This is a genomic window from Kutzneria sp. 744, assembly GCF_000568255.1.
Lineage (GTDB): Bacteria > Actinomycetota > Actinomycetes > Mycobacteriales > Pseudonocardiaceae > Kutzneria.
Map to the genome: position 1 here is coordinate 5,716,977 of NZ_KK037166.1, position 19,642 is coordinate 5,736,618.

A 19,642-nucleotide genomic window follows, 5' to 3' on the forward strand; every position below is an offset into this window, starting at 1 on the left:
CAACTGCCCGCGCAGGCGGCCGCCCATGCGGAAGGCGGCATCGGGGGTGACGAGGCGTTCCACGTAGCGCAGCGCGCCCTTGCCCAGGCCGAACGCCCGCACCGCGACCACGGCGACCGCGAGCGCGGCCTCCGGCGGTTGTGGGACGCGCGGGCGATCAGCCAGGCTGCGGTGGCGGTCAGCGCGATGCCACTGCCCACGGCCAGCACACCGAGCAGGACGCCGATCATGGACGACGGTTCAGCAACTCGGTGACACGGGCCCGGCGAGAACACCGGCCCGGCCTTGGCCGCGGCCGAACACCGTGCCGACGACCACGGCGGCGTCCTCGGGCGCGGCGATCCGGTGCGTGGCCAGCAAGCAACCCGTGCCGCTGTGGCGGCCTCGGCGACGGCCGCCATGACCAGGCCGGCGGTCGCCGCGTCCAGGTGCGCGGTCGGCTCGTCCAGCAGCAGCCAGCGGGCGCCCTGTTCCACCCGCAGCAGGGCTCGGGCGATAGCCACCCGCTGCCGCTCGCCCGTGGACAGCTCCACGATCGGCCGCTCCAGCAGGTGCGCCGCACCTGCCCGTGCGGCCACGCCGACCAGGTCGCCGCCGACCAGCGCCAGCTCGTCGGCGACGATCTCGGCGCTGAACGCCGGTCGTTGCGGCCCCCAGGCCCACCTGACGTCGCCATGTCGACAAATCCACTGTGGACAGATCGACACCGCCGACCGTCACCCGTCCCCGCGTCGGCCGCACAAAACCGAGCAGCACGGCCAGCGTGGTGGACTTTCCCGCGCCACTGGGCGAATCCAGTCGCGTGATGTGTCCGGGTCGGACGGTGAACGAGGCCCCGTCGGGGGCGAGCGCGCCGCGCCGCTCCACCGACAGCCGATCCACCTTGATCTCGCCCTCGGCCAGCGCTTCGCCGCCGTGCTCGACCGACTCGATCGCGGCGACCCGGCGCACGGCCTCCAGGCCGTCCTCGCTGGCGTGGAAGGCCGCGCCCGCGGCCCGCAGCGGCAGGTAGCACTCGGGCGTCAGCACCAGCACCAGCAACCCGGTGGCCAGCCCGAGCGTGCCGCCGACCAGCCGCAGCCCGATGTCCACGGCGACCAGCGCGACCGACAGCGTGGCAATGGTTTCCAGCGCGAAGGCCGACAGGAAGGCCACCCGCAGCGTGGCCCCGGTGGCCTTGCGGTGCTGCTCCCCGACCCGGCGCACCGCCTCGGTCTGCGCCTCGGCGCGGCCGAACGCCGTCAGTACGGGCAGCGCGCGCACCAGCTCCAGCAGGTGCCCTGACAACCGCGCGGTGGCGTCGGCCGACTTGGCCGTGCGCTGCTCGGTGTAGCGGCCGATGAGAATGGCGAACAGCGGGATCAGCGGCACGGTGATGGCGATCAGCACCGCCGACTGCACGTCCGTGACCAGGATGGCCACGCCCACCAGCAGCGGCACCACGGTCGCGGTCACCAGCGCCGGCAGGTAGCGAGTGAAGTACGCGTCCAGCGCGTCCAAACCCTTGGTGGCCACCACGGTCAGCTCGGCCGGCCCGCGCGCGGCGATCCACTCCGGACCGTGGGCCATGGCCCGGTCCAGCGCCCGCGCCCGCAACTCTTCCTTGGCCCCGGCGGCGGCCCGCGCCGACATGGTGTCCAGCGCCCACACCAACACCGACCGCGCGATCACGGCTCCGGCCAGCAGGGCGAAGGGCCGGTCGCCGTGCCCGGTGACAACGGACGCGAGCACCGAGGACAGCGCCCAGGCCTGCGCCACCACGGCCACGGCGTTCAGCACCGACAGCAGTCCGCACACCACCAGCGCGCGGCGGGTGGTCGGCGACAGCGCCGGCAGGTCCCCCAGCGGTCCGCGGCTCACGGGACGTGCACCGGCGGAATGTGCGCCGCGCTGATGCGGCGGCGGAACACCCAGTACGTCCAGCCCTGGTAGACCAGGATGGCCGGCGTGCCGAAGGCGGCGACCCAGGTGATCACGCCCAGCGTGTACGGGCTGGACGCCGCGTTGGCCACGGTGATCGAGAAGCTCGGGTCCACAGTGGACGCGATGATGGTCGGGAAGTCCGAGCCGAACAGCGACATCACCGCGGCGGCGATGAGCACACCCAGCAGCGCGAAGGCCTGGCCCTCACGACGAGCGGCCAGCCGCACCAGCGCCCCGGCCCCGGCCAGCAGGCCGATCGCGGCGATCACGATCGTCACCGGGCCGCCCTGGCGCACCTGCACCAGCACCAGCAGCACAGCCATCGGCAGCAGGCAGAACGGCCCGACCCGCAGCGCCAGCGCGTGCGCCCGCCGCCGGATCTCGCCGTCGGTCTTGAGCGCCACGAACACCGCGCCGTGCACCAGGCTGAACCCGGTCAGCGCCAACGCCCCCAGCACCGCCGGCCACGTGAACAGCGCGCCGAGACCGCCTTCCAGCACGCCGTCCTTGCCGATCGGCAGCCCGGTGGCGATGCCGGTGATCACCAGGCCCCAGCCCAGCGGCGGAATCCAGGAGCCGAGCAGGATCACCAGGTCCCAGCCGCGGCGCCAGCGGTCGCTGTCCACCTTGCCGCGGTACTCGAAGGCGACGCCGCGCCCGATCAGCGCCAGCAGGATGAGCAGTACCGGCAGGTACTCGGCCGAGAGCATGGTGGCGTACCAGGGCGGGAAGGCGGCGAAGGTGGCGCCGATGGCCACGATCACCCACACCTCGTTGCCGTCCCAGACCGGGCCGATGGTGTTCACCAGCACCCGGCGCTCGGTGTTGTCCCGGGCCAGCAGCCTGGTCAGCATGCCGACGCCGAAGTCGAAGCCCTCCAGGAAGAAGTAGCCCGTCCAGAGCGCGGCGATCACCCAGAACCACAGGGTAGGCAGGTCCACGTCAGGCTCCTCAGTACGCGAACGCGAGCACGTCGTCGTCGGACTTCTTCTGGTCTGTGGGCGGCATGACGCCCTCGACCCCCGCCTTCGCGTAGCGCACCAGCAGGAACACCTCCACCACCGCCAGCACGCCGTACACCGCGGTGAGCGCGATCAGCGAGGTCAGCACCTGCCCGGTGCCCACGCCCGGCGACACCGCCTGCGCGGTGTACATGAAGACACCGTCCACACCGGTCGGATTGGGCACGACCACAAAGGGCTGCCGGCCCATCTCCGTGAAGATCCAGCCGAAGCTGTTGGCCAGGAACGGCGTCGCGATGGACAGCAGGGCCAGCCGCGGGAACCACTTCGTGCGCGGGATGCGGCCGCGCCGGGTCAGCCACAGCGCCAGCAGCGCCGCGCCGGCCGCGAGCCCACCGAAGCCGATCATGAGGCGGAAGCCCCAGTAGGTGACCGGCAGGTCGGGCACGTAGTCGATGGGCTGCCCGGACAGCGCGCCCAGGCTCGGGTCGACCGGGTAGTTGTGCCCATACTTCTGCTCGTACAGCGGAATCAGGTCCTGCACGCCCTTGACCTCGGTGGAGAAGTCGTTGTGGGCCAGGAAGGACAGCAGCGCCGGCACGGTGATGCTCTTGACGTTCTCGCAGTCCGGCCGGGACACGTCGCCGTAGGCGAAGATCGAGAAGCTGGCCGGCGCCTCCGTGTGGCACAGCGCCTCCGCGGCGGCCATCTTCATCGGCTGCTGCTCGAACATGAGCTTGCCCTGGGTGTCGCCGGTCAGCGCGACCGCGGCGAAGGCCACCATGCCGATCCAGGCGCCCAGCTTGAGCGAGGCCGACCAGACCTTGCGGTCCGCGTTGTCCACAGCGGACTGACGGTGCTTGCGCCACAGGTGCCAGGCCGAGATGCCGACCAGGAACGTGCCGGCGACGGCGAAGCCGCCCGAGACGGTGTGCGTGAAGGCGGCGATCGCGGTGTTGTTGGACAGCAGCGCCCAGATCGAGGTGAGCTGGGGCTTGCCGTCCACCAGCTGGATGCCGACCGGGTGCTGCATCCACGAGTTGGCCGACAGGATGAAGTAGGCTGAGGCCGTCGAGGCCAGCGCCGCCGCCCACAGGCAGGCCAGGTGCACCCGCTTGGGCAGCCGCTCCCAGCCGAAGATCCACAGGCCGAGGAACGTCGACTCGACCATGAAGGCGACGATGCCCTCCATGGCCAGCGGCGCGCCGAACACGTCGCCCACGAAGCGGGAGTACGCCGACCAGGTCATGCCGAACTGGAACTCCTGCACGATGCCGGTCACCACGCCCATGGCGAAGTTGACCAGCATCAGCTTGCCCCAGAACTTGGTCATCGCCAGGTAGTGCGCCTTCCCCGTGCGCACCCAGGCCGTCTGCATCACGGCGACCACAATGGACAGCCCGATGGTCAACGGCACCATCAGGAAGTGGTAGACGGTGGTGATCGCGAACTGCCACCTGGCGACATCGAGTACGTCCACGTGAGGAACAGTGCCACCGGGACGGGGTCCCCGCTCAGGTCCCGGCGTCCTGTTCGTCCGGGACTTAGGTCCTGGGTGGGCCGGGACCCTGTGACGCGACTCGCGGCCCACTCACGCATGCGCACGCTACAATGGGTCCTGCCTGAGGGGAGTAGTTCCCGAGGTCCGCCCTCCATTTCGGCGGCTTCGGCGAGGTCATCGACATACTGGTTCCGCCATCGGAATCCGGTGCCTCACCCGCCGTTCGGCGGGCGAACGAGACCTCCGGCCGGGTGATGTCGCGCCCGGTCGGGGTCGCGCGTCTCCCCCCGTCCGGGCCACACGTGGGAGGGATCGACCCCTGTGGCCGCAACGTTCCTGGTGCTGCTGACCGCCTTCGCCGTGGTGCTCGCCGTCGAGCTCCCGGACAAGACTCTGGTCGCCACCCTGGTACTCACCACGCGCTACCGGGCCTGGCCCGTGTTCCTCGGCGTGTGCGTGGCCTTCCTGGTCCAGTGCGTGATCGCGGTGTCCTTCGGCAGCGTGCTGACCCTGCTGCCCGAACGGGTCACCGCCGGCGTCGTCACAGTGCTGTTCGCCGTCGGCGCCTTCATGCTGCTGCGCGAGGGCTTCGGCGCCGACGAGGACAGCGAGCAGGACGCCGCCCGCTCCGGCACCGGTGAGGTCTCCTTCCGCCGGGCCGCCCTCACCTCCTTCGGCGTCCTGTTCGCCGCCGAGTGGGGCGACGCCTCGCAACTGGCCACCGCCGGCCTGACCGCCCACTACGGCCACCCCTTCGCCGTCGGCCTCGGCGCCTGGCTCGCCCTCGTCACCGTCGCCGGCGTCGCCGTCCTCGTCGGCCGCAAGATCCGCGCCCGCGTCCGCCCGCAACTGATCCAGCGCATCGCCGGATTTGTTTTCGCGGCCTTCGCGCTGTTCGCCCTCTACCAGACGATCAGCGGTTAATTGAATGAAAAATTAATGCCCTGACCTAGCGTGTCGGCCATGCAGATCACACGACGACTTCTCGCCGCGCTGGTGGCCGTTCCGCTGGTCGGCGCGCTGACGACCGGCCCCGCCGCGGCCGCGTCGACCGGCTGGAACCCGCCCCAGCGCTTCGAGCTCGGCTACTCCGTCAACGGCCGGGTCGGCGCCGCCAACCTGGACGGGAACATCTTCACGGTCTGGCGCAACAGCGTCGACGACGGAATGACCACTAACGGCCTTTATGGCAGTCCGAAGACATTCCCGGGCCGAACAAGCGGCAATCCGGCCGCGACCGTCATCCACGGCCGGATCTATGTCGGCTGGAAGGGCGTCGACGGCGACAACCGGATGTTCATGACCTCCTCCGGCAACGGCGTCGACTGGTCACCGGAGGCCGTCACGCCCGGCGAGACCACCGACGGCCCGGCGCTGACCGTGTTCAACGGACAGATCTACCAGGCCTGGCGGGGCGCGACCGGCAACACCATCAACGTGGCCTCCACCTTCGACGGCGTGCACTGGTCGCCGACGGCCACCGTGCCCGGCGGCGCCAGCGACAGCCCCGCGCTGGCCGTCTTCAACGGCCGCCTCCGGCTGGCCTGGAAGGGCGTGCCGGGCGACAACCGGCTCTTCTACTCGTCGTCGGCCGACGGCGTGAACTGGACGACGTTCAGCCCGCCCATCGCCGGCACCACCAGCGGCAGCCCGACCCTGGCCGCCTTCGACAACGGCCTCTACCTGGCGTGGAAGGGCGCGACCGACAACCATCTGTACTTCACGATCAGCCCGGACGGCGAGTACTGGCCGTCGGGTGGCGACGCCGGCGTCGGCGGCAGCGCGTACGGCCCGACGTTCGTGCAGCGTCCGGACGGGACCTACCTGTACCTGCTCTGGCACACCGACGACGGCAGCGACCAGATCCGGTACAGCTGGCGGCACACCGTCTAGCTGAGCGCCTGGGCGACGGCGGCCGCGGCGGCGACCACCAGGGGGCCGACGACGGTCTGGTCGAGGGGCTCCATGGAGATCACGCCGACGCTGGCCCGCAGGCCCGGCACGCCCCGGACGGGGGCGGCGACGCCGTAGGCGCCGGGCTGGAGCTCGCCGGTGCTGTCGACCCACTCGGGGCCGCCGGGCGGCAGGGACATGGCCTTGCCGCCGGCGCCCCGGCTGACGGGATGACGGGTGCCGACCCGGTACGCCACGTGATAGGTCGTCCAGGAGGGCTCTATGACGGCCACAGCCTGCGCCTCGTGCCCCTCGGCCACGGTGAGGTGGGCGGTGGCCCCGACGCCCTCAGCGAGCTCCCTCAAGGGCGGCGTGGCGGCATTGCGCAGCTGCGGCACGACCTTGGCCGCCAACTGGAGCACCCCGAGGCCGAGGCGGACCTTGGAGCCGTCCCGCAGCACCAGCCCCCGGGCCTGCAACGGCACCAGCAGCCGGTAGACCGCGGCCCGGGAGGCGCCGATGGCGGTGGCCAGGTCGCTGATGCTCGGCGCACCCGTGTCGGAGTCCGCGACGGCCTGGAGCAGGGCGAGGCCCCGCTCCAGGGTCAGCGAACTCTCACGGGTGGCCGGCTCGACCATGTCAGGCCGCCGGTCGCACGGTGCCGGCCACCTCGGACAGGCCCACCACGGTGCCGTCCTCGCCGGGGGCGGTCGCCGTGATCACCACGGTGTCGCCGTCCTCGAGGAACGTCCGCGAACTGCCGTCCTTGAGCTCGACCGGCTCCTTGCCACCCCAACTGAGCTCCAGGAAGCTGCCGCGCTGGAACTTGTCCGGCCCCGACACGGTGCCGGAGGCGAACAGGTCCCCGGGCCGCACGGTCGCGCCGTTCACGGTCATGTGGGCCAGCTGCTGCGCGAACGTCCAGGCCATGGTCGAGAACGGCGGGTTGGAGACGATGGTGTCGTTCCACGACACCCGCAGCTCCAGGTCCAGCCCCCAGTCCACGTCCTCGACGAGGTAGGGCAGCAGCGGGTTGGGCGGCGTCGGCGGCGCGACGCGGGCCCGGGACAGCGCCTCCAGCGGCGTGATCCACGCGCCCACGGACGTGGCGAAGGACTTGGCCAGGAACGGGCCCAGCGGCTGGTACTCCCAGGCCTGGATGTCCCGCGCCGACCAGTCGTTGACCAGCACCACACCGAACACGTGCTCGGCGGCCGCGGAGGTGTGCACCTCACGGCCGACCGCGCCGCCGCAGACGAAGCCGACCTCGGCCTCGATGTCCAGCCGCACGCTCGGGCCGAACTCCGGGCCGTGGGCGCCCTTACGCTGGCCCTTGGGCCGCACGACGTCGCTGCCGGAGACCATCACCGTGCCGGCGCGGCCGTGGTAGCCGACCGGCAGGTGGGTCCAGTTCGGCAGCAGCGCCGCCCCGTCCGGCCGGAAGATCTTGCCGACGTTCTCCGCGTGGTGCCGCGACGAGTAGAAGTCCACGTAGTCGCCGACGGTGAACGGCAGCCGGGCCGACGCCAGGGGCGCCAGCACGGCCCCCGGCGGCGCCTTGGTCGCCGCGACCAGTTCCAGCAGCCGGGCCCGCAGCTCGCTCCACAGCGGCCGGTTGGCGGCCAGCAGCGGGTCCAGGCTGTCCGCCGACACCAGCTCGGCCAGCCGGTCGCCGAAGGACGTCTTTTTCTTTAAAGGGTTCAAGGCAGTAACTCCGCACGAAGACGGTACTGCTATACCTCCCCTGTAGCGGCAGGTAGTGCCTAGTCTAAAGCCCTCCGGTATATGTTAGCCACCGAGCATCGATTAAAGGAGCACTTCTCGACTGTTAAATGGACGACGGTGAAGGACGACGCCGTAGGGCAGCGTCTGCGGGCCGAAGGGGTGGTCCCCGGTGAACTCCGGGTCGTCGATCCACGTCACAGCAGCCCCAGCTTCTCCAAGTCGTTCACCGGATCCGTCAGCGAGCACGACCCGTAGGACGCGAACACGCCGCGAACCGCGTGGGCCGCCGGGTCGGACAGGGCCTTGGCCTCCTCGGCCAGCTTCTCCCCGTCGGTCTCGGCCAGCGCCTCCCGCACGTCCTTGCCGGACAGCGAGCGCGCGGTGGCCACCAGCAGGTTGAGGAAGCCGTGGTGGGTGAACCCGGTCTCCTCGGAGGTGTGCCGGACCGCGTTGTGCAGGCCGGCCGTGGCCTTGAAGGACACGCCGCCGCCGGAGACCACGGACAGGAAGTCCGCCACCTGGTCGAGGCTGGGGAACGCCTCCTGGCTCAGGCCGCCGCAGCGCAGCTTGGGCCAGCTGCCGTGCTCGATGACCCGGCCGACGCCGTCCAGCCACTCCGCGCCGCCCCGACGCGGTTCGACCACCCGGATGACGTCCTCGGGCACGAACTCCGACACCCGTTCGAGCCACACCTCGTCCACGTCGGACGGGGCCGGCATCTCGACCATCCGCAGCGACAGCAGCTCGCTGCGTGACTCGACGATCGACACGGCTTTCGGCACACCGCCGAGGCCGGTGTCGATGACCAGCGAGATGGCCACCGGCTTGACCGGCTTGGCCTTGATCAACTCGGTGATCAGCTCCGGCAGACGGGACGCCGGACACAGGAAAAGGCCCAGCACACCGGCCCATTCGCCGGAGCGCCCCTCGAGGTGCCCCCGGACCGCGTCCGCCATTGTCGCGTTGCCCGGTGGGAACAGCGCCGCGTCGTCGACGAGCCTCGCCAGCAGCGGCGGCGTGCCTCGTGGACCGGGCGCACGGAGTTCTACAGCGCTTGACACGGGTGACACGCTAGCGGTGTCACGGCAGCTGAACAAAGATGTCCGACTATCGGACACCTGGAGAGCCCAATGCCTTACTACCGACAGGTCGGCGAAATCCCCCGCAAGCGGCACACCCAGTTCCGCACACCGGAGGGCGGTCTGTACGCCGAGGAGCTCATGGGCGTCGAGGGTTTCTCCTCCGATTCGGCGCTGCTCTACCACCGGCACCTGCCCACCGCGATCGTCGACTCGCAGACCGCCGACGACCAGCGCCGTGACACCGAGCCGAACCTGCCGCTGAAGCCGCGACACTTCAAGACACCCGACCTGACCTGGGACAACGCCGACGCGGTCACCGGCCGCCGGGTCCTGTTCGGCAACTCCGACGTCGTGATCGCCTTCGTCGCGGCCACCGCCCCGAGCCCGCTCTACCGCAACGCCACCGGCGACGAGCTGCTGTACGTGCAGACCGGCTCCGGCGTCGTGGAGACGATCTACGGCGCGCTGCCGGTGGGCGATGGCGACTACGTGGTGATCCCCACCTCGTGCACCTATCGGGTGGTGCCAACGGCCGGGGAGCCGATGCGCATCCTGGTGCTGGAGGCCACCGGCCACATCGGCCCGCCCAAGCGCTACCTGTCGGCCAAGGGCCAGTTCCTGGAGCACTCCCCGTACTGCGAGCGGGACGTGCGGGGGCCGTCGGAGCCGCTGCTGGCCGACGGCGAGGACGTCGACGTGCTGGTGCGCCACCGGGCCGGCCTCACCCGGTTCACCTACGCCAACCACCCGTTCGACGTGGTCGGCTGGGACGGCTGCCTGTACCCGTGGGCGTTCAACGTCCGGGACTTCGAGCCCATCACCGGCCGCCTGCACCAGCCGCCGCCCGTGCACCAGACGTTCGAGGGCCCCAACTTCGTGGTGTGCTCGTTCTGCCCCCGCAAGGTGGACTACCACCCACTGTCGATCCCCGTGCCCTACAACCACGCCAACGTCGACTCCGACGAGCTGATGTTCTACGTGGGCGGCAACTACGAGGCCCGCAAGGGCTCCGGCATCGGCATCGGCTCCCTGTCCCTGCACCCCGCCGGCTGCACGCACGGGCCGCAGCCGGGCGCGGTGGAGGCGTCGCTGGGCGCGGACTTCTTCGACGAGACCGCTGTGATGGTGGACACGTTCCGGCCGTTGGAACTGGGCGAGGCGGCCCAGGCGTGCGAGGACGACGCGTACGCCTGGACCTGGGCCCGCCGTCAGCGCGCCTGAAGCTCCTGGAAACGGACCGCCGCGGCGAACGGATGGCCGGGCAGCCCCACCACGGCCGCCTGGCCGTAGTGCGGACTGCCGGCCACCCACAGCATTCCCGTGGCGCTGATGTTGGCGATCAGCCATGCCGGCGCCAGCCTCGCGCTGACCGGCAGCTGACCGCCGTCCGGCATCGTCAGAACCAGCCGCAGCCGGCCGACGAGCGCGGGATTGCCGGTCCACGACAGCAGTTGCACCGGGTAGGCCTGCCACGGGCCGTTGCCGAGCAGTTTCACCATGCGGTGCTGGTCGCCCCGCCGGAAGAAGCTGGCGATGAATCCCGCGAGCAGCACGACGACGAAGCCGAGCGTCGCGGCCACCCAGCCATCCATGAACAGCAGCAGATCGAAGACCACGCTCGCGCCCATCAGCGTGACGACCGCGACCCCGAGCCACACCAGGCGGGCCGCCTGGGTCGCCGCCCAGCGCGGCAGGTCCTCGTCCGTGACCGGCTCCGGCCGCGGGTCGGCCGGCGCGGGCACGACCTTCGCCGGCAGCGGGATCGGCACGCCGTCGAGCACCACAGCCGCGACGCCGTCCGCGTTCGGGCCGATCAGCGACACCTCACGCTGCCGGGCCGCGAGCTGCCGCAGCGACCGCTGCACGTTCGTCACCCGCAGATGCAGCCGTCCACCATCGACGGACAGCGCCATCCACGCCTTGTCTCCGCCGACAACCTCGCCACGAACCCGCACCACCGGCGCACCGTCCAGCAGCGACGGCGCCGCCGCCAGCCACCAGCCGATTCGGGACCGGAACTGGATCGGGCCGACCGCCGTCGCCGCCGCGAACACCAGGAACAGCACCCCGAGCATGCTGAAACCCCGGTGCAACAAGAACATCAGCGCCGCCAGCACCACACAGACGACGAGCGACTGCACCGACTTCCGCCGGTGCCAGTGCTTCAGGTGCAGCTGCACGGCCGGGTCGCTGCCGAGCGCGACCGCCGGCGGCCGCCACATGTCGTTCACACAAACCTCGCAGGGGCAACGATGGGATGGCCGGGAACGCCGACCGCGCTCAGTTTCCCCGCCGCGGGCGGCCCGACCACCCACAGCGTGGCCGTGACGTAGACGTTGGCCATCAGCTCCGGAGAGGCCCGTCGGACCATCACCCGGCGCCACTGTCCATCCGGGAGGCTGATCTGCAGCGTCAGGTCCCCGTTCGGCCGCTTCGAATCGCCCTTCCACCCGACGAGCGTCGCCGGATACGCCTGCCACTGCCCCGCATCGAGCAGCCGCGCCAGCCGATGCTGTCCGAGGGCCATAACCAGTGCGGCGACCGCGATTCCCACGCACAGCGCCGCGAAGAACCAGTTGAACTCGGCCGTGCCGGCCTTCTCGGGCCGCACTGGCACCGTCATTGGCTGCTGGGCGTCATAGGCGAATCCCGCGACCGCAAGCAGCGCTCCGGCGACCATGAGCCAGCTGAGACCGACTTGCCGCGTCACGAACCACTTCGGCACGTCGACGGTCGGCTCCGGCTCGGACTGCTCCGCCACCGCGACGACCTTCGCCGGCAGCGGCGTCGGCTGGCCGTCGACAAAAACGACCGCACGGCCATGGGCATCCGGGCCGACCAGCGTGATCTCACCGGTATTGGCGATGACCTGCCGCAGTCCCCGGTCGGCGAACAGCACCCGCAGGTGGACGTCCCCGGCGGCGACCACCGTGCGGCCGAGCCGATACGCCACCACCCGGGCGGTGACCCGCCGACTCGGGCTGTCGGCGAGCAACTCCTTCGCCGCGGGCAGCCAGCCGCCGACCACGACTCGGTACCAGACAGCCATGATCGTCATGGCCACCACGGCGACCATGGCCGCCGTGACAACGGTGTACAGGCAGCCCATCAACCACTCGAACAACACCACCAGCACCGCGATGCCGATGACGCCCAGATGGGCTCGGTTGAGGTACTCGTAGTTCTTCAGCCGCAGCTCGACCGCTTCGTCGCCGATCTGATGCTGGTCCGGCGGCCGCCAGACGGCGTTCACGCGAATCTCGCAGCGGCGACGACGGGGTGCCCCGGCACGCCGACGGCGGCGGCCTTGCGGTCCTTGGGCAGGCCGATCATCCACAGCGTGCCGGTGGCGCTGATGTTGGCCACCAGCTCGACGGAGGCGTGCTTGACCAGAATCCGGTGCTGGCCGCCGGGAGGGCCCATCACCAGCGTGAGATCGGCGAACGGCCGCCGCTCGTCGCCCTTCCACGCCTCGACGGTCACCGGGTGGGCCTGCCACTGCCCGGCGGCGAGCAGCGTCGACAGCCGCATCTGGCCGAAGACCCGGGTGATGCCGAAGATCGTGCTCACCACCAGCAGGAAGACGTAGAACCCGGCGAATCCCGGGAGGAACGTGCGCTGCTGCGCGTCGTAGATCAGCGCGCCGTACACGAGGAACAGGCCCACGAACGGGATCAGCTGGATGCGCGCGTGCCGCCTGGCGTACCACTGCGGCACCTCGTCCTCGGCGCCGTTGGCCGAGGTGCGGGCGATCGGCTCCGGCTCGGTCGGCGCCGGCGCCTCGACCACCTTGGCCGTCAGCGGCCTCGGTTGGCTGTCCACGAACACCACGGCGTTGCCCTCGGCGTCCGGGCCGACCATCGTGATCTCGCCGGTACGGGCGATGACCTGGCGCATGCCCCAGCTGACCGGCAGCACCCGCAGGTGCATCGGCCCGACGGCCAGCACGGTGCGGTCGCCCTTGTGCGTGACGATCCGCGCGGCGACCCGCTGGCTGGGGTTGCCGACCAGCAGATCCTTCGCCGCCGTCAGCCACCGTCCGAAGCGGACCTGGTGGCGGACGCCGACCACCACGAGTCGGACCGCGTTCAGCACGAACACCACGCTCAGCGCGCTTACGTGCGGCCGAAACGCCGACACCACCAAAGCCAGCACCAGCGACACCGCGATGCCGATCATCGCGTTGCGCGGATGCCGCCTCATCACTTTCAGCCGCAGCTCGACCGCCGTGTCGTCGGCCTGCCACTGCTCCGCCGGCCGCCACACCGCGGCCGATATCTGAGTGTTGTCCACCTTCGTTCCCCCCTACTTGTCGAACCGGACAGCCCCCACGATGGGGAAGTCCGGCACACCGACGCCCAGCGTCGCCCCGGCCGCCGGCGTGCCCGCGATCCACAGTCGCCCGGACGCGCGAACACTGGACGTCACGTCCTGGTTCCGGATGAGCCTGCCGACCAGCTCGGAGCCGTCAGCCAGCGTCACCGCGACCGTCCGCTTCGGCATCAGCCGCGCTCGGTGCTCGACGAGCGGCACGGAGATCAGGGCGGGCAGACGCAGCGACGGCCAGCTCCGACGCAGGTTCCGGACCAGCAGGATCAGGATCAGGACACCGGCGACACCGAGCATCCACGCCAGGACGTGCGGCTGCGGCGCCAGTTCCAGTCCGACGGAGACGGTGAGCCCCACGATGACCGTCCAGCGCAAGGCCAATGCCGCCGCGGTCAGGGTGCGGATCAACCGGGCCCGCCAGAGCGGGTCGCGCACCTTGCTCCTCGGCGGCGGGCCCGAGCGCCGTGGCGGCCGAACCACCACTCGTGCGGCCCGTGGGAACGGCCGGCTGCCGTAGAACAACACCGCGAACCCGTCGGCGTTCGGGCCCACCAGCCACAACCGTGCGTTCTGGTAGTTGGGATGGACTCGCAGCACCGTCCCGTCGATCCGGACCAGTCGCCGCGTCACCGGCTCGTAGTCGACCGACCGGGCCGGCTCCGACTCCAGCAGCGCCAGGGTCGCCGGCCGCCAGCGGCCGACCAACGCCCAGTAGCGCAGCATGTTCCCGCTCAGCACCAACGCCGCCGCCAACGCGAGCGCGGCGCTCACCCACAGCCGGTCGGCCAGGCACAGCAGCGCCACGAAGACGCACACCGACCAGGATCGCGGGAGCCGCTCACTGATCCCGGCCTGCACCGCGAGGTTGACCCGGACGTCGAAATCCCGGCCGACCGGGCCGTCCGTCGGCGGCTGCCAGACGGCAGTCGTCGCCTTGTCCACCAATCCCCCCTCGGCTGATGCGGTGATTCCTACCAGGGCGCAACTCGCCGCGCCTAACTGGTTCATCCGACTGTGACCTGCGCGAACGGAGTAGGACGGGTGGTCTTGCCTGATCTGCCACCAGCCCGATCAACCGGTCGGCTACCCGGGGCCGAGCGCGCGACGCCGAAGGCGGCGCAATTCAAAACTGTCGGGGGGTGGCCATATGGTCGGTGCATGGACGTGGAAGCAGTGCTGGCGCAGGCGCCGGACCGCCAGGTGGCGACCGGGGCCAGCAAGCTGGCGGCGCCCGCGAAGTGGCCGGAGCTGGGCCGCGACGACGCCGCGCTGTGGGGGCTGTGCCAGGGCAGCGGGAAGAGCCCGTACCAGGTCTGCGTCGACCTCACGGACCGGGCGACGAAGTGCTCGTGCCCGTCGCGGAAGTTTCCGTGCAAGCACGCGTTGGCGCTACAGCTGTTGCACGCCAACGGTTCCACGCAGGAGGGTGGCCAGCCGGAGTGGGTGGGCAGCTGGCTGCGGGCCCGGCACAGCAGGTCGACCGTCGAGCGGAAGCCGGCGCAGCCGAGCAAGCGCCGCGAGGAGTCGGTGCGGGCCGGCATCGCCGGTCTCACCGACTGGTTGACCGACCTGTCGGCTGGCGGGCTGCACACGCTGCCGTCGCGAGAGCCCTTGTGGTGGCAGGGAATCATGGCCCGGATGGTGGACGCGCAGGCGCCCGGCATCGCCTCGGCGATCGGCGAGCTGCGGTCCGTGGTGGGGGCCAACCGCCCCCGCTGGTACGAGGAGGCGACTGACCACATCGGACGGCTGTATCTGCTCAGCCGGACGGATTTCTCGGACGCGGCAAGGGTTCGGCTCGGATTCACCACCACCGAGCAGGAGGTCCGGGCCGGCGAGAGCTGGTCGGACGACTGGGTGGTCCTGCTCCGAACGGACAGCGACGACGGCAAGGTCCGCACGGTGCGGCAGTGGGCCTGGGGGCGGTCCCGCAAGCAGTGGGTGTACACGGCGAGGCACGCGGCCGGCGGCGCGATTCCCGTGCCGGCAATGACTCCGGGGGCGGAATTGACGGCGGTGATGCATCCCTATCCGGGCGGGCTGCCCCGGCGGGTGGCGGTCGGCGAGGTGACCAGGACCGGGCCGGCCGGGCCGATTCCGTTGGCCGACACGTGGGAGCAGGCGCTGGCGGCGGCCGAGCCGCTGCTGGTCAGCGACCCGTGGCTGCGGCTGGTTCCGTTGTGCTGCAAGGCAACGAAGCCGGCGAGGGACGACCGTTCGCTACACCTGATCGACGCCGCCGATCGCGCGCTGCCGGTACGGGCGGGTGCGCCATTGGCGCAGGCGTTGGCCCGGACGGGCGGCGAGCCGTTCGACGCGATGGGGCTGTGGGACGGGAATTCCCTTCAGCTGTGCGCGATCGCCGAGCCGGGCGCGTTCCCGGAGGTGGTGTCGTGAGCATGGAGCAGCGGTGGCAGGACACCGTGCAGCAGCTGCTGGTCGGCACGCGCCGGGGCAACGTCGACCGGGACACGCTGCTGGCCGACTGCGCGGCGCTGGGTGTGGCCCGTTTCGGCGCGCGGCTGCCGATGACACCTGACAACTTGACGCCGGTTCCCCTTGCCCCGCCGGAAAACGCGCAGCTCGCCGGCGAGTCGGCGCGCACCGTGCTGGCCCAGGTGCTGGGCTGGGACGACGAGGCGTTGCTGACCGAGTGGTGCGCGGCGGCCAGCCGGTCCCGTGTCGTCGCGGCGCACGCGCAGTTGCCGCAGCTGCTGGCCCTCGGCGGCGCACGCCCGACGCTGCGGCCGGCGATTCGGCTCGTGCTGGGCGCGCGCGGCCAGTGGCTGGCCCAGCTGAGCAAGGACTGGGGCTGGGCGGTCGGCGTCAACGACCAGGAGGAGTACGACCCGACGGCGACGGCCGGCAAGCGGCTGACGGCGTTGCGGCAGTGGCGGCGGACCGATCCGGCGGCGGTGCGGGAGCTGGCCGCCGAGCGGTACCCGGAGGAGCGCCGCACGACCGATCGTCAGCTGTGGATCCACGCCCTTGAGGTCAACCTGTCCATCGAGGACGAGCCGCTGCTGGAGCTGGCGCTGGACGACCGGGTCGCCGCCGTGCACGACTTCGCGCTGCGCCTGTTGCGCAGGATTCCCGGCACCGCGCTGGCCCAGCGGGCCGAGCGCCGGCTGTGGGACGGCCTGCGCGACGCCGACGTGATCCCGGACGGCCGTTTCGAGCTGGAGCCGGACGCCGCCGAACGGCGGGACCTGCTGCACGACGGCAACACCGAGACCGGCATCGCCGGCCGGCTGCGGGCGGCGGCCGCGTCGGTGCCGCCGGAGTTCTGGGACCTGGACCAGGTGGTGGCCAGCCCGTGGGCGAAGCCGCTGCTGCAGGGCATCGCCGACGCGCTGCCGCTCGCCGCCGACCCGGTGCCGTGGGCGCTGGCGGCGTCCGAGGTGCTGACCGGCATGGCGCTGCTGGACGCGATCGACTCGCTGCCGGCGCGCACGGCCTCGGAGGTGCTCGTCGCCGTCTCCCACGACTGGAAGTACGACCTGCTCGACCACGGCTGCTCGCAGCTGCCGGGCCCTTGGTCGGCCGGGACCACCGAGGCGCTGCTGGAGCGCTTCGTCGTCGCCGTCACGCCCGGGTGGCGCACCGGGCGGCCGCCGCCCGTCCTGCTGACCAGGGGCGATGTCGGCGTGCTGACCGAGCAGTGGCCGCGGATCGCCGAGCGCTGGCCGGAACACACCAACGAACAAGCCGTGCTGCACCTGCGCGTCCAACTGCGGGACGCGTTCGATCGAAGGGGCGATCAGTGAGCGAACTTGTGAGCGAACCATTCAGCACAGCGACCCTGGTCGCGAGTGCGACGAGCTCTGCGAGGAGCGACTCGTGACTTCCGAAACCGTGCTTCGGCCGTCTGCGGAGCAGCAGTATGCCGCCGAGCTGACCGCTCTGGCTGCCGCTGACGACCGCCCGAGGCCGCCGATGTGGAAGCTGTCGCCGCAGGCCGTGGTCCGCTACGTGCTGGGCGGCGAGCTGCCGGACGGCACCAAGATCACCCCGAAGTACGTCGGCGACCGGCGGATCGTCGAGGTCGCCGTGGCCACGCTGGCCACCGACCGGGCGCTGCTGCTGGTGGGCGTGCCCGGCACCGCGAAGTCGTGGCTGTCCGAGCACCTGGCCGCGGCGATCAGCGGCGACTCCACGCTCGTCGTGCAGGGCACGGCCGGAACCAGCGAGGAGTCCGTCCGCTACGGCTGGAACTACGCCCGGCTGATCGCCGAGGGGCCGAGCGAGAAGGCGCTGGTGCCCAGTCCGGTGCTGCGGGCCATGCGGACCGGGGCGATCGCCCGGGTCGAGGAGCTGACCCGGATGCCGGCCGAGGTGCAGGACTCGCTGATCACCGTGCTGTCGGAGAAGGCGCTGCCGGTGCCGGAGCTGAACTTCCAGGTGCAGGCCGTGGCCGGGTTCTCGATCATCGCCACGGCCAACGACCGGGACCGCGGCGTGAACCAGATGTCCTCGGCGCTGGCCCGCCGGTTCAACACCGTGGTGCTGCCGCCGCCGGCCTCCGAGGACGCCGAGGTGGAGATCGTCTCCAGCCGGGCCGCCCAGCTCGGGCGGGCCCTTCAGCTGCCGGCCGAGCCGCCGGCGCTGGAGGAGGTGCGCCGGGTGGTCCGCGTGTTCCGCGAGCTGCGCACCGGGTCCACTGTGGATGGACGCACCCAGCTGAAGAAGCCCAGCGGCAGCCTGTCCACGGCCGAGGCGATCTCGGTGATCACCAGCGGCATGGCGCTGGCCGCGCATTTCGGCGATGGCCGCCTCGGCGCCGACGAGCTGGCGGCCGGGCTGCTCGGCGCCGTGGTGAAGGACCGGGTGTCGGACACCGCGGCCTGGCAGGAGTACCTGGAGGCCGTGGTGAAGGAGCGGCCGGAGTGGCGCGACCTGTACCGCGCCTGCCAGGACCACGACCTCGCCGGTTACGCCTGATGCCCAAGCTCCCGGATCGCGTCACGCTGCTCGGCATCCGCCACCACGGGCCGGGATCGGCGCGGATGGTGGCCGCCGCGCTGGCGGCCGTCGAGCCGGCGCTGGTGCTGGTGGAGGGGCCGCCGGAGGCCGACGGCCTGGTCGCGCACGTGAGCGGGTTGACGCCGCCGGTGGCGTTGCTGCTGCACGACGAGGCCGATCCGGCGACGGCCGCGTTCTGGCCGTTCGCCGGCTTCTCGCCGGAGTGGCAGGCGCTGCGCTGGGCCGACGAGAACTCGGTGCCGCTGCGGTTCTTCGACCTGGCCGCCTCGGCGACGCTGGGTGAGGACGACGAGCCGGACCGGGTGGCCATCGATCCGTTGGGGCTGCTGGCCGAGGCGGCCGGCTTCGACGACCCGGAGCGCTGGTGGGAGGACGTCGTCGAGCACCACGCGGCGGCGGATCCGATCGGCCTGGCCCAGGCCGTAGCCGAGGCGATGACCGCGCTGCGTGACGAGTTCGCCGACCACGTCGGTCAGCGCACCTTGCGGCGTGAGGCGGCGATGCGGCAGGCGCTGCGCAAGGGCTTGAAGGACGTCGAGGGCCCGATCGTGGTCGTCTGTGGTGCCTGGCATGTGCCGGCCCTCCTTGAACTTCCCGCGGCGAACGCCGATGCCGCGCTGCTCAAGGGCTTGCCGCGCAAGAAGATCAGCGGCACGTGGGTGCCGTGGAGCCACGGCCGGCTGGCCAACGCCGCCGGTTACGGCGCGGGCATCGCCTCCCCCGGCTGGTACGCGCACCTGTGGGAGACCGCGGCCGCCGGTGACGCCGTACCGCGCTGGTTCGCCCGTGCCTGCCAGGTTCTGCGCGCGGAAGACCTGCCGGCCTCCACGGCCAGCGCCGTTGAGGCGGTGCGGCTGGCCGACGCGCTGGCGGCAATGCGTGGACGGCCGTCGCCGGGGTTGGCCGAGGTCAGCGAGGCGACGCTGGCCGTGCTGTGCGGCGGTGACGACACGCCGCTGCGGCTCGTGCACGAGAAGCTGGTGGTCGGCGAGGAACTGGGCATGGTCGGCGAGGGCGTGCCGCGCTCGCCGCTGGCCGCGGACCTCGAACGCCTGCAACGACGGCTGCGGCTGCCGGCCGCGGCGACCGAGAAGCAGTACCGGCTCGACCTCCGCAAGGACATGGACCGCGAGCGCTCCAAGCTGTTGCGGCGCCTGGCCGTGCTGGACGTGCCGTGGGGCGAACACGACCACACCAACAGCACCGGCACGTTCGCCGAAGCGTGGCGGGTGCGGTGGGATCCG

Annotated in this window: 17 protein-coding genes and 1 pseudogene; 7 read left to right on the top strand and 11 right to left on the bottom strand. The window is 71.5% G+C overall.

Annotated elements, in window-relative coordinates:
* From KUTG_RS65715 to KUTG_RS25795, 4 genes and pseudogenes are all read right to left on the bottom strand, one after another.
* Positions 1-707, bottom strand: a 707-nt coding sequence (locus tag KUTG_RS65715; RefSeq protein ID WP_157495619.1) for an ATP-binding cassette domain-containing protein, incomplete at its 3' end; no start/stop codon positions are given.
* Positions 706-1,860, bottom strand: a pseudogene (locus KUTG_RS25785) (ABC transporter transmembrane domain-containing protein); the annotation flags it as partial. The pseudogene KUTG_RS25785 and the gene KUTG_RS65715, both read right to left, overlap by 2 nt.
* Positions 1,857-2,864, bottom strand: a complete 1,008-nt coding sequence (gene cydB / locus KUTG_RS25790) for a cytochrome d ubiquinol oxidase subunit II (RefSeq protein WP_043720298.1) — start codon at positions 2,862-2,864, stop codon at positions 1,857-1,859. The gene cydB and the pseudogene KUTG_RS25785, both read right to left, overlap by 4 nt.
* A 10-nt stretch (positions 2,865-2,874) precedes the next feature.
* Complete coding sequence (locus KUTG_RS25795; RefSeq protein ID WP_043720299.1) at positions 2,875-4,365, bottom strand: cytochrome ubiquinol oxidase subunit I; 1,491 nt, start codon at positions 4,363-4,365, stop codon at positions 2,875-2,877.
* Between the two features lie 342 nt (positions 4,366-4,707).
* Between KUTG_RS25795 and KUTG_RS25800 the strand changes: the two genes are divergently transcribed.
* Together KUTG_RS25800 and KUTG_RS25805 are read left to right on the top strand one after the other, a co-directional pair.
* The gene (locus tag KUTG_RS25800) at positions 4,708-5,310 is read left to right on the top strand and encodes a TMEM165/GDT1 family protein (protein ID WP_043720301.1); all 603 of its coding nucleotides are present in this window, start codon (positions 4,708-4,710) and stop codon (positions 5,308-5,310) included.
* Positions 5,311-5,349: 39 nt separating this feature from the next.
* A complete protein-coding gene (locus tag KUTG_RS25805) occupies positions 5,350-6,279 on the top strand; it encodes a sialidase family protein (RefSeq protein ID WP_157494768.1) in 930 nt (309 codons plus the stop codon).
* On the opposite strand, the gene KUTG_RS25810 is transcribed toward KUTG_RS25805, so the two are convergent.
* The 3 genes from KUTG_RS25810 to KUTG_RS25820 form a co-directional block, all read right to left on the bottom strand.
* Entirely contained in the window at positions 6,276-6,917 is a 642-nt protein-coding gene (locus KUTG_RS25810) for an IclR family transcriptional regulator (protein WP_043720304.1), read from the bottom strand. The genes KUTG_RS25805 and KUTG_RS25810 overlap by 4 nt on opposite strands.
* Position 6,918: 1 nt before the next feature.
* Positions 6,919-7,983 (bottom strand): fumarylacetoacetase, encoded by a 1,065-nt coding sequence (gene fahA, locus KUTG_RS25815; protein ID WP_232240940.1) that lies wholly within the window; start codon positions 7,981-7,983, stop codon positions 6,919-6,921.
* A 215-nt stretch (positions 7,984-8,198) separates the two neighbouring features.
* Positions 8,199-9,065: a hypothetical protein gene (locus KUTG_RS25820; protein ID WP_084579784.1), complete on the bottom strand. Its 867-nt coding sequence runs from the start codon at positions 9,063-9,065 to the stop codon at positions 8,199-8,201.
* Positions 9,066-9,134: 69 nt separating this feature from the next.
* On the opposite strand from KUTG_RS25820, the gene KUTG_RS25825 reads away from it, so the two are divergent.
* Positions 9,135-10,307 carry a homogentisate 1,2-dioxygenase gene (locus tag KUTG_RS25825; protein ID WP_043720308.1) on the top strand — a complete coding sequence of 391 codons (1,173 nt, stop codon included), beginning with the start codon at positions 9,135-9,137 and terminating at the stop codon, positions 10,305-10,307.
* Here the strand turns inward: KUTG_RS25825 and KUTG_RS25830 are convergent.
* From KUTG_RS25830 to KUTG_RS25845, 4 genes are read right to left on the bottom strand one after another with little or no spacing between them, the layout of a single operon-like run.
* A complete protein-coding gene (locus KUTG_RS25830) occupies positions 10,295-11,317 on the bottom strand; it encodes a hypothetical protein (protein WP_043720312.1) in 1,023 nt (340 codons plus the stop codon). The genes KUTG_RS25825 and KUTG_RS25830 overlap by 13 nt on opposite strands.
* Entirely contained in the window at positions 11,314-12,339 is a 1,026-nt protein-coding gene (locus KUTG_RS25835) for a hypothetical protein (protein WP_043720315.1), read from the bottom strand. Before KUTG_RS25835 ends, KUTG_RS25830 begins: the two co-directional genes overlap by 4 nt.
* Positions 12,336-13,379: a hypothetical protein gene (locus tag KUTG_RS25840; protein WP_043720318.1), complete on the bottom strand. Its 1,044-nt coding sequence runs from the start codon at positions 13,377-13,379 to the stop codon at positions 12,336-12,338. Before KUTG_RS25840 ends, KUTG_RS25835 begins: the two co-directional genes overlap by 4 nt.
* 12 nt (positions 13,380-13,391) lie before the next feature.
* Entirely contained in the window at positions 13,392-14,357 is a 966-nt protein-coding gene (locus KUTG_RS25845; RefSeq protein WP_043720322.1) for a hypothetical protein, read from the bottom strand.
* 216 nt (positions 14,358-14,573) lie between these two features.
* Here KUTG_RS25845 and KUTG_RS53875 point away from each other — a divergent pair, with 216 nt between their 5' ends.
* The 4 genes from KUTG_RS53875 to KUTG_RS25865 form a co-directional block, all read left to right on the top strand.
* Positions 14,574-15,812, top strand: coding sequence for an SWIM zinc finger family protein (locus KUTG_RS53875; RefSeq protein WP_052395411.1), 1,239 nt, complete (start codon positions 14,574-14,576; stop codon positions 15,810-15,812).
* A 2-nt stretch (positions 15,813-15,814) separates the two neighbouring features.
* Positions 15,815-17,182: a DUF5691 domain-containing protein gene (locus KUTG_RS53880; RefSeq protein ID WP_232241486.1), complete on the top strand. Its 1,368-nt coding sequence runs from the start codon at positions 15,815-15,817 to the stop codon at positions 17,180-17,182.
* Positions 17,183-17,255: 73 nt separating this feature from the next.
* Complete coding sequence (locus KUTG_RS25860) at positions 17,256-18,356, top strand: ATP-binding protein (RefSeq protein WP_043720325.1); 1,101 nt, start codon at positions 17,256-17,258, stop codon at positions 18,354-18,356.
* The coding region (locus KUTG_RS25865) for a DUF5682 family protein (RefSeq protein WP_043720327.1) at positions 18,356-19,642 on the top strand (1,287 nt) is incomplete at its 3' end. The genes KUTG_RS25860 and KUTG_RS25865, both read left to right, overlap by 1 nt.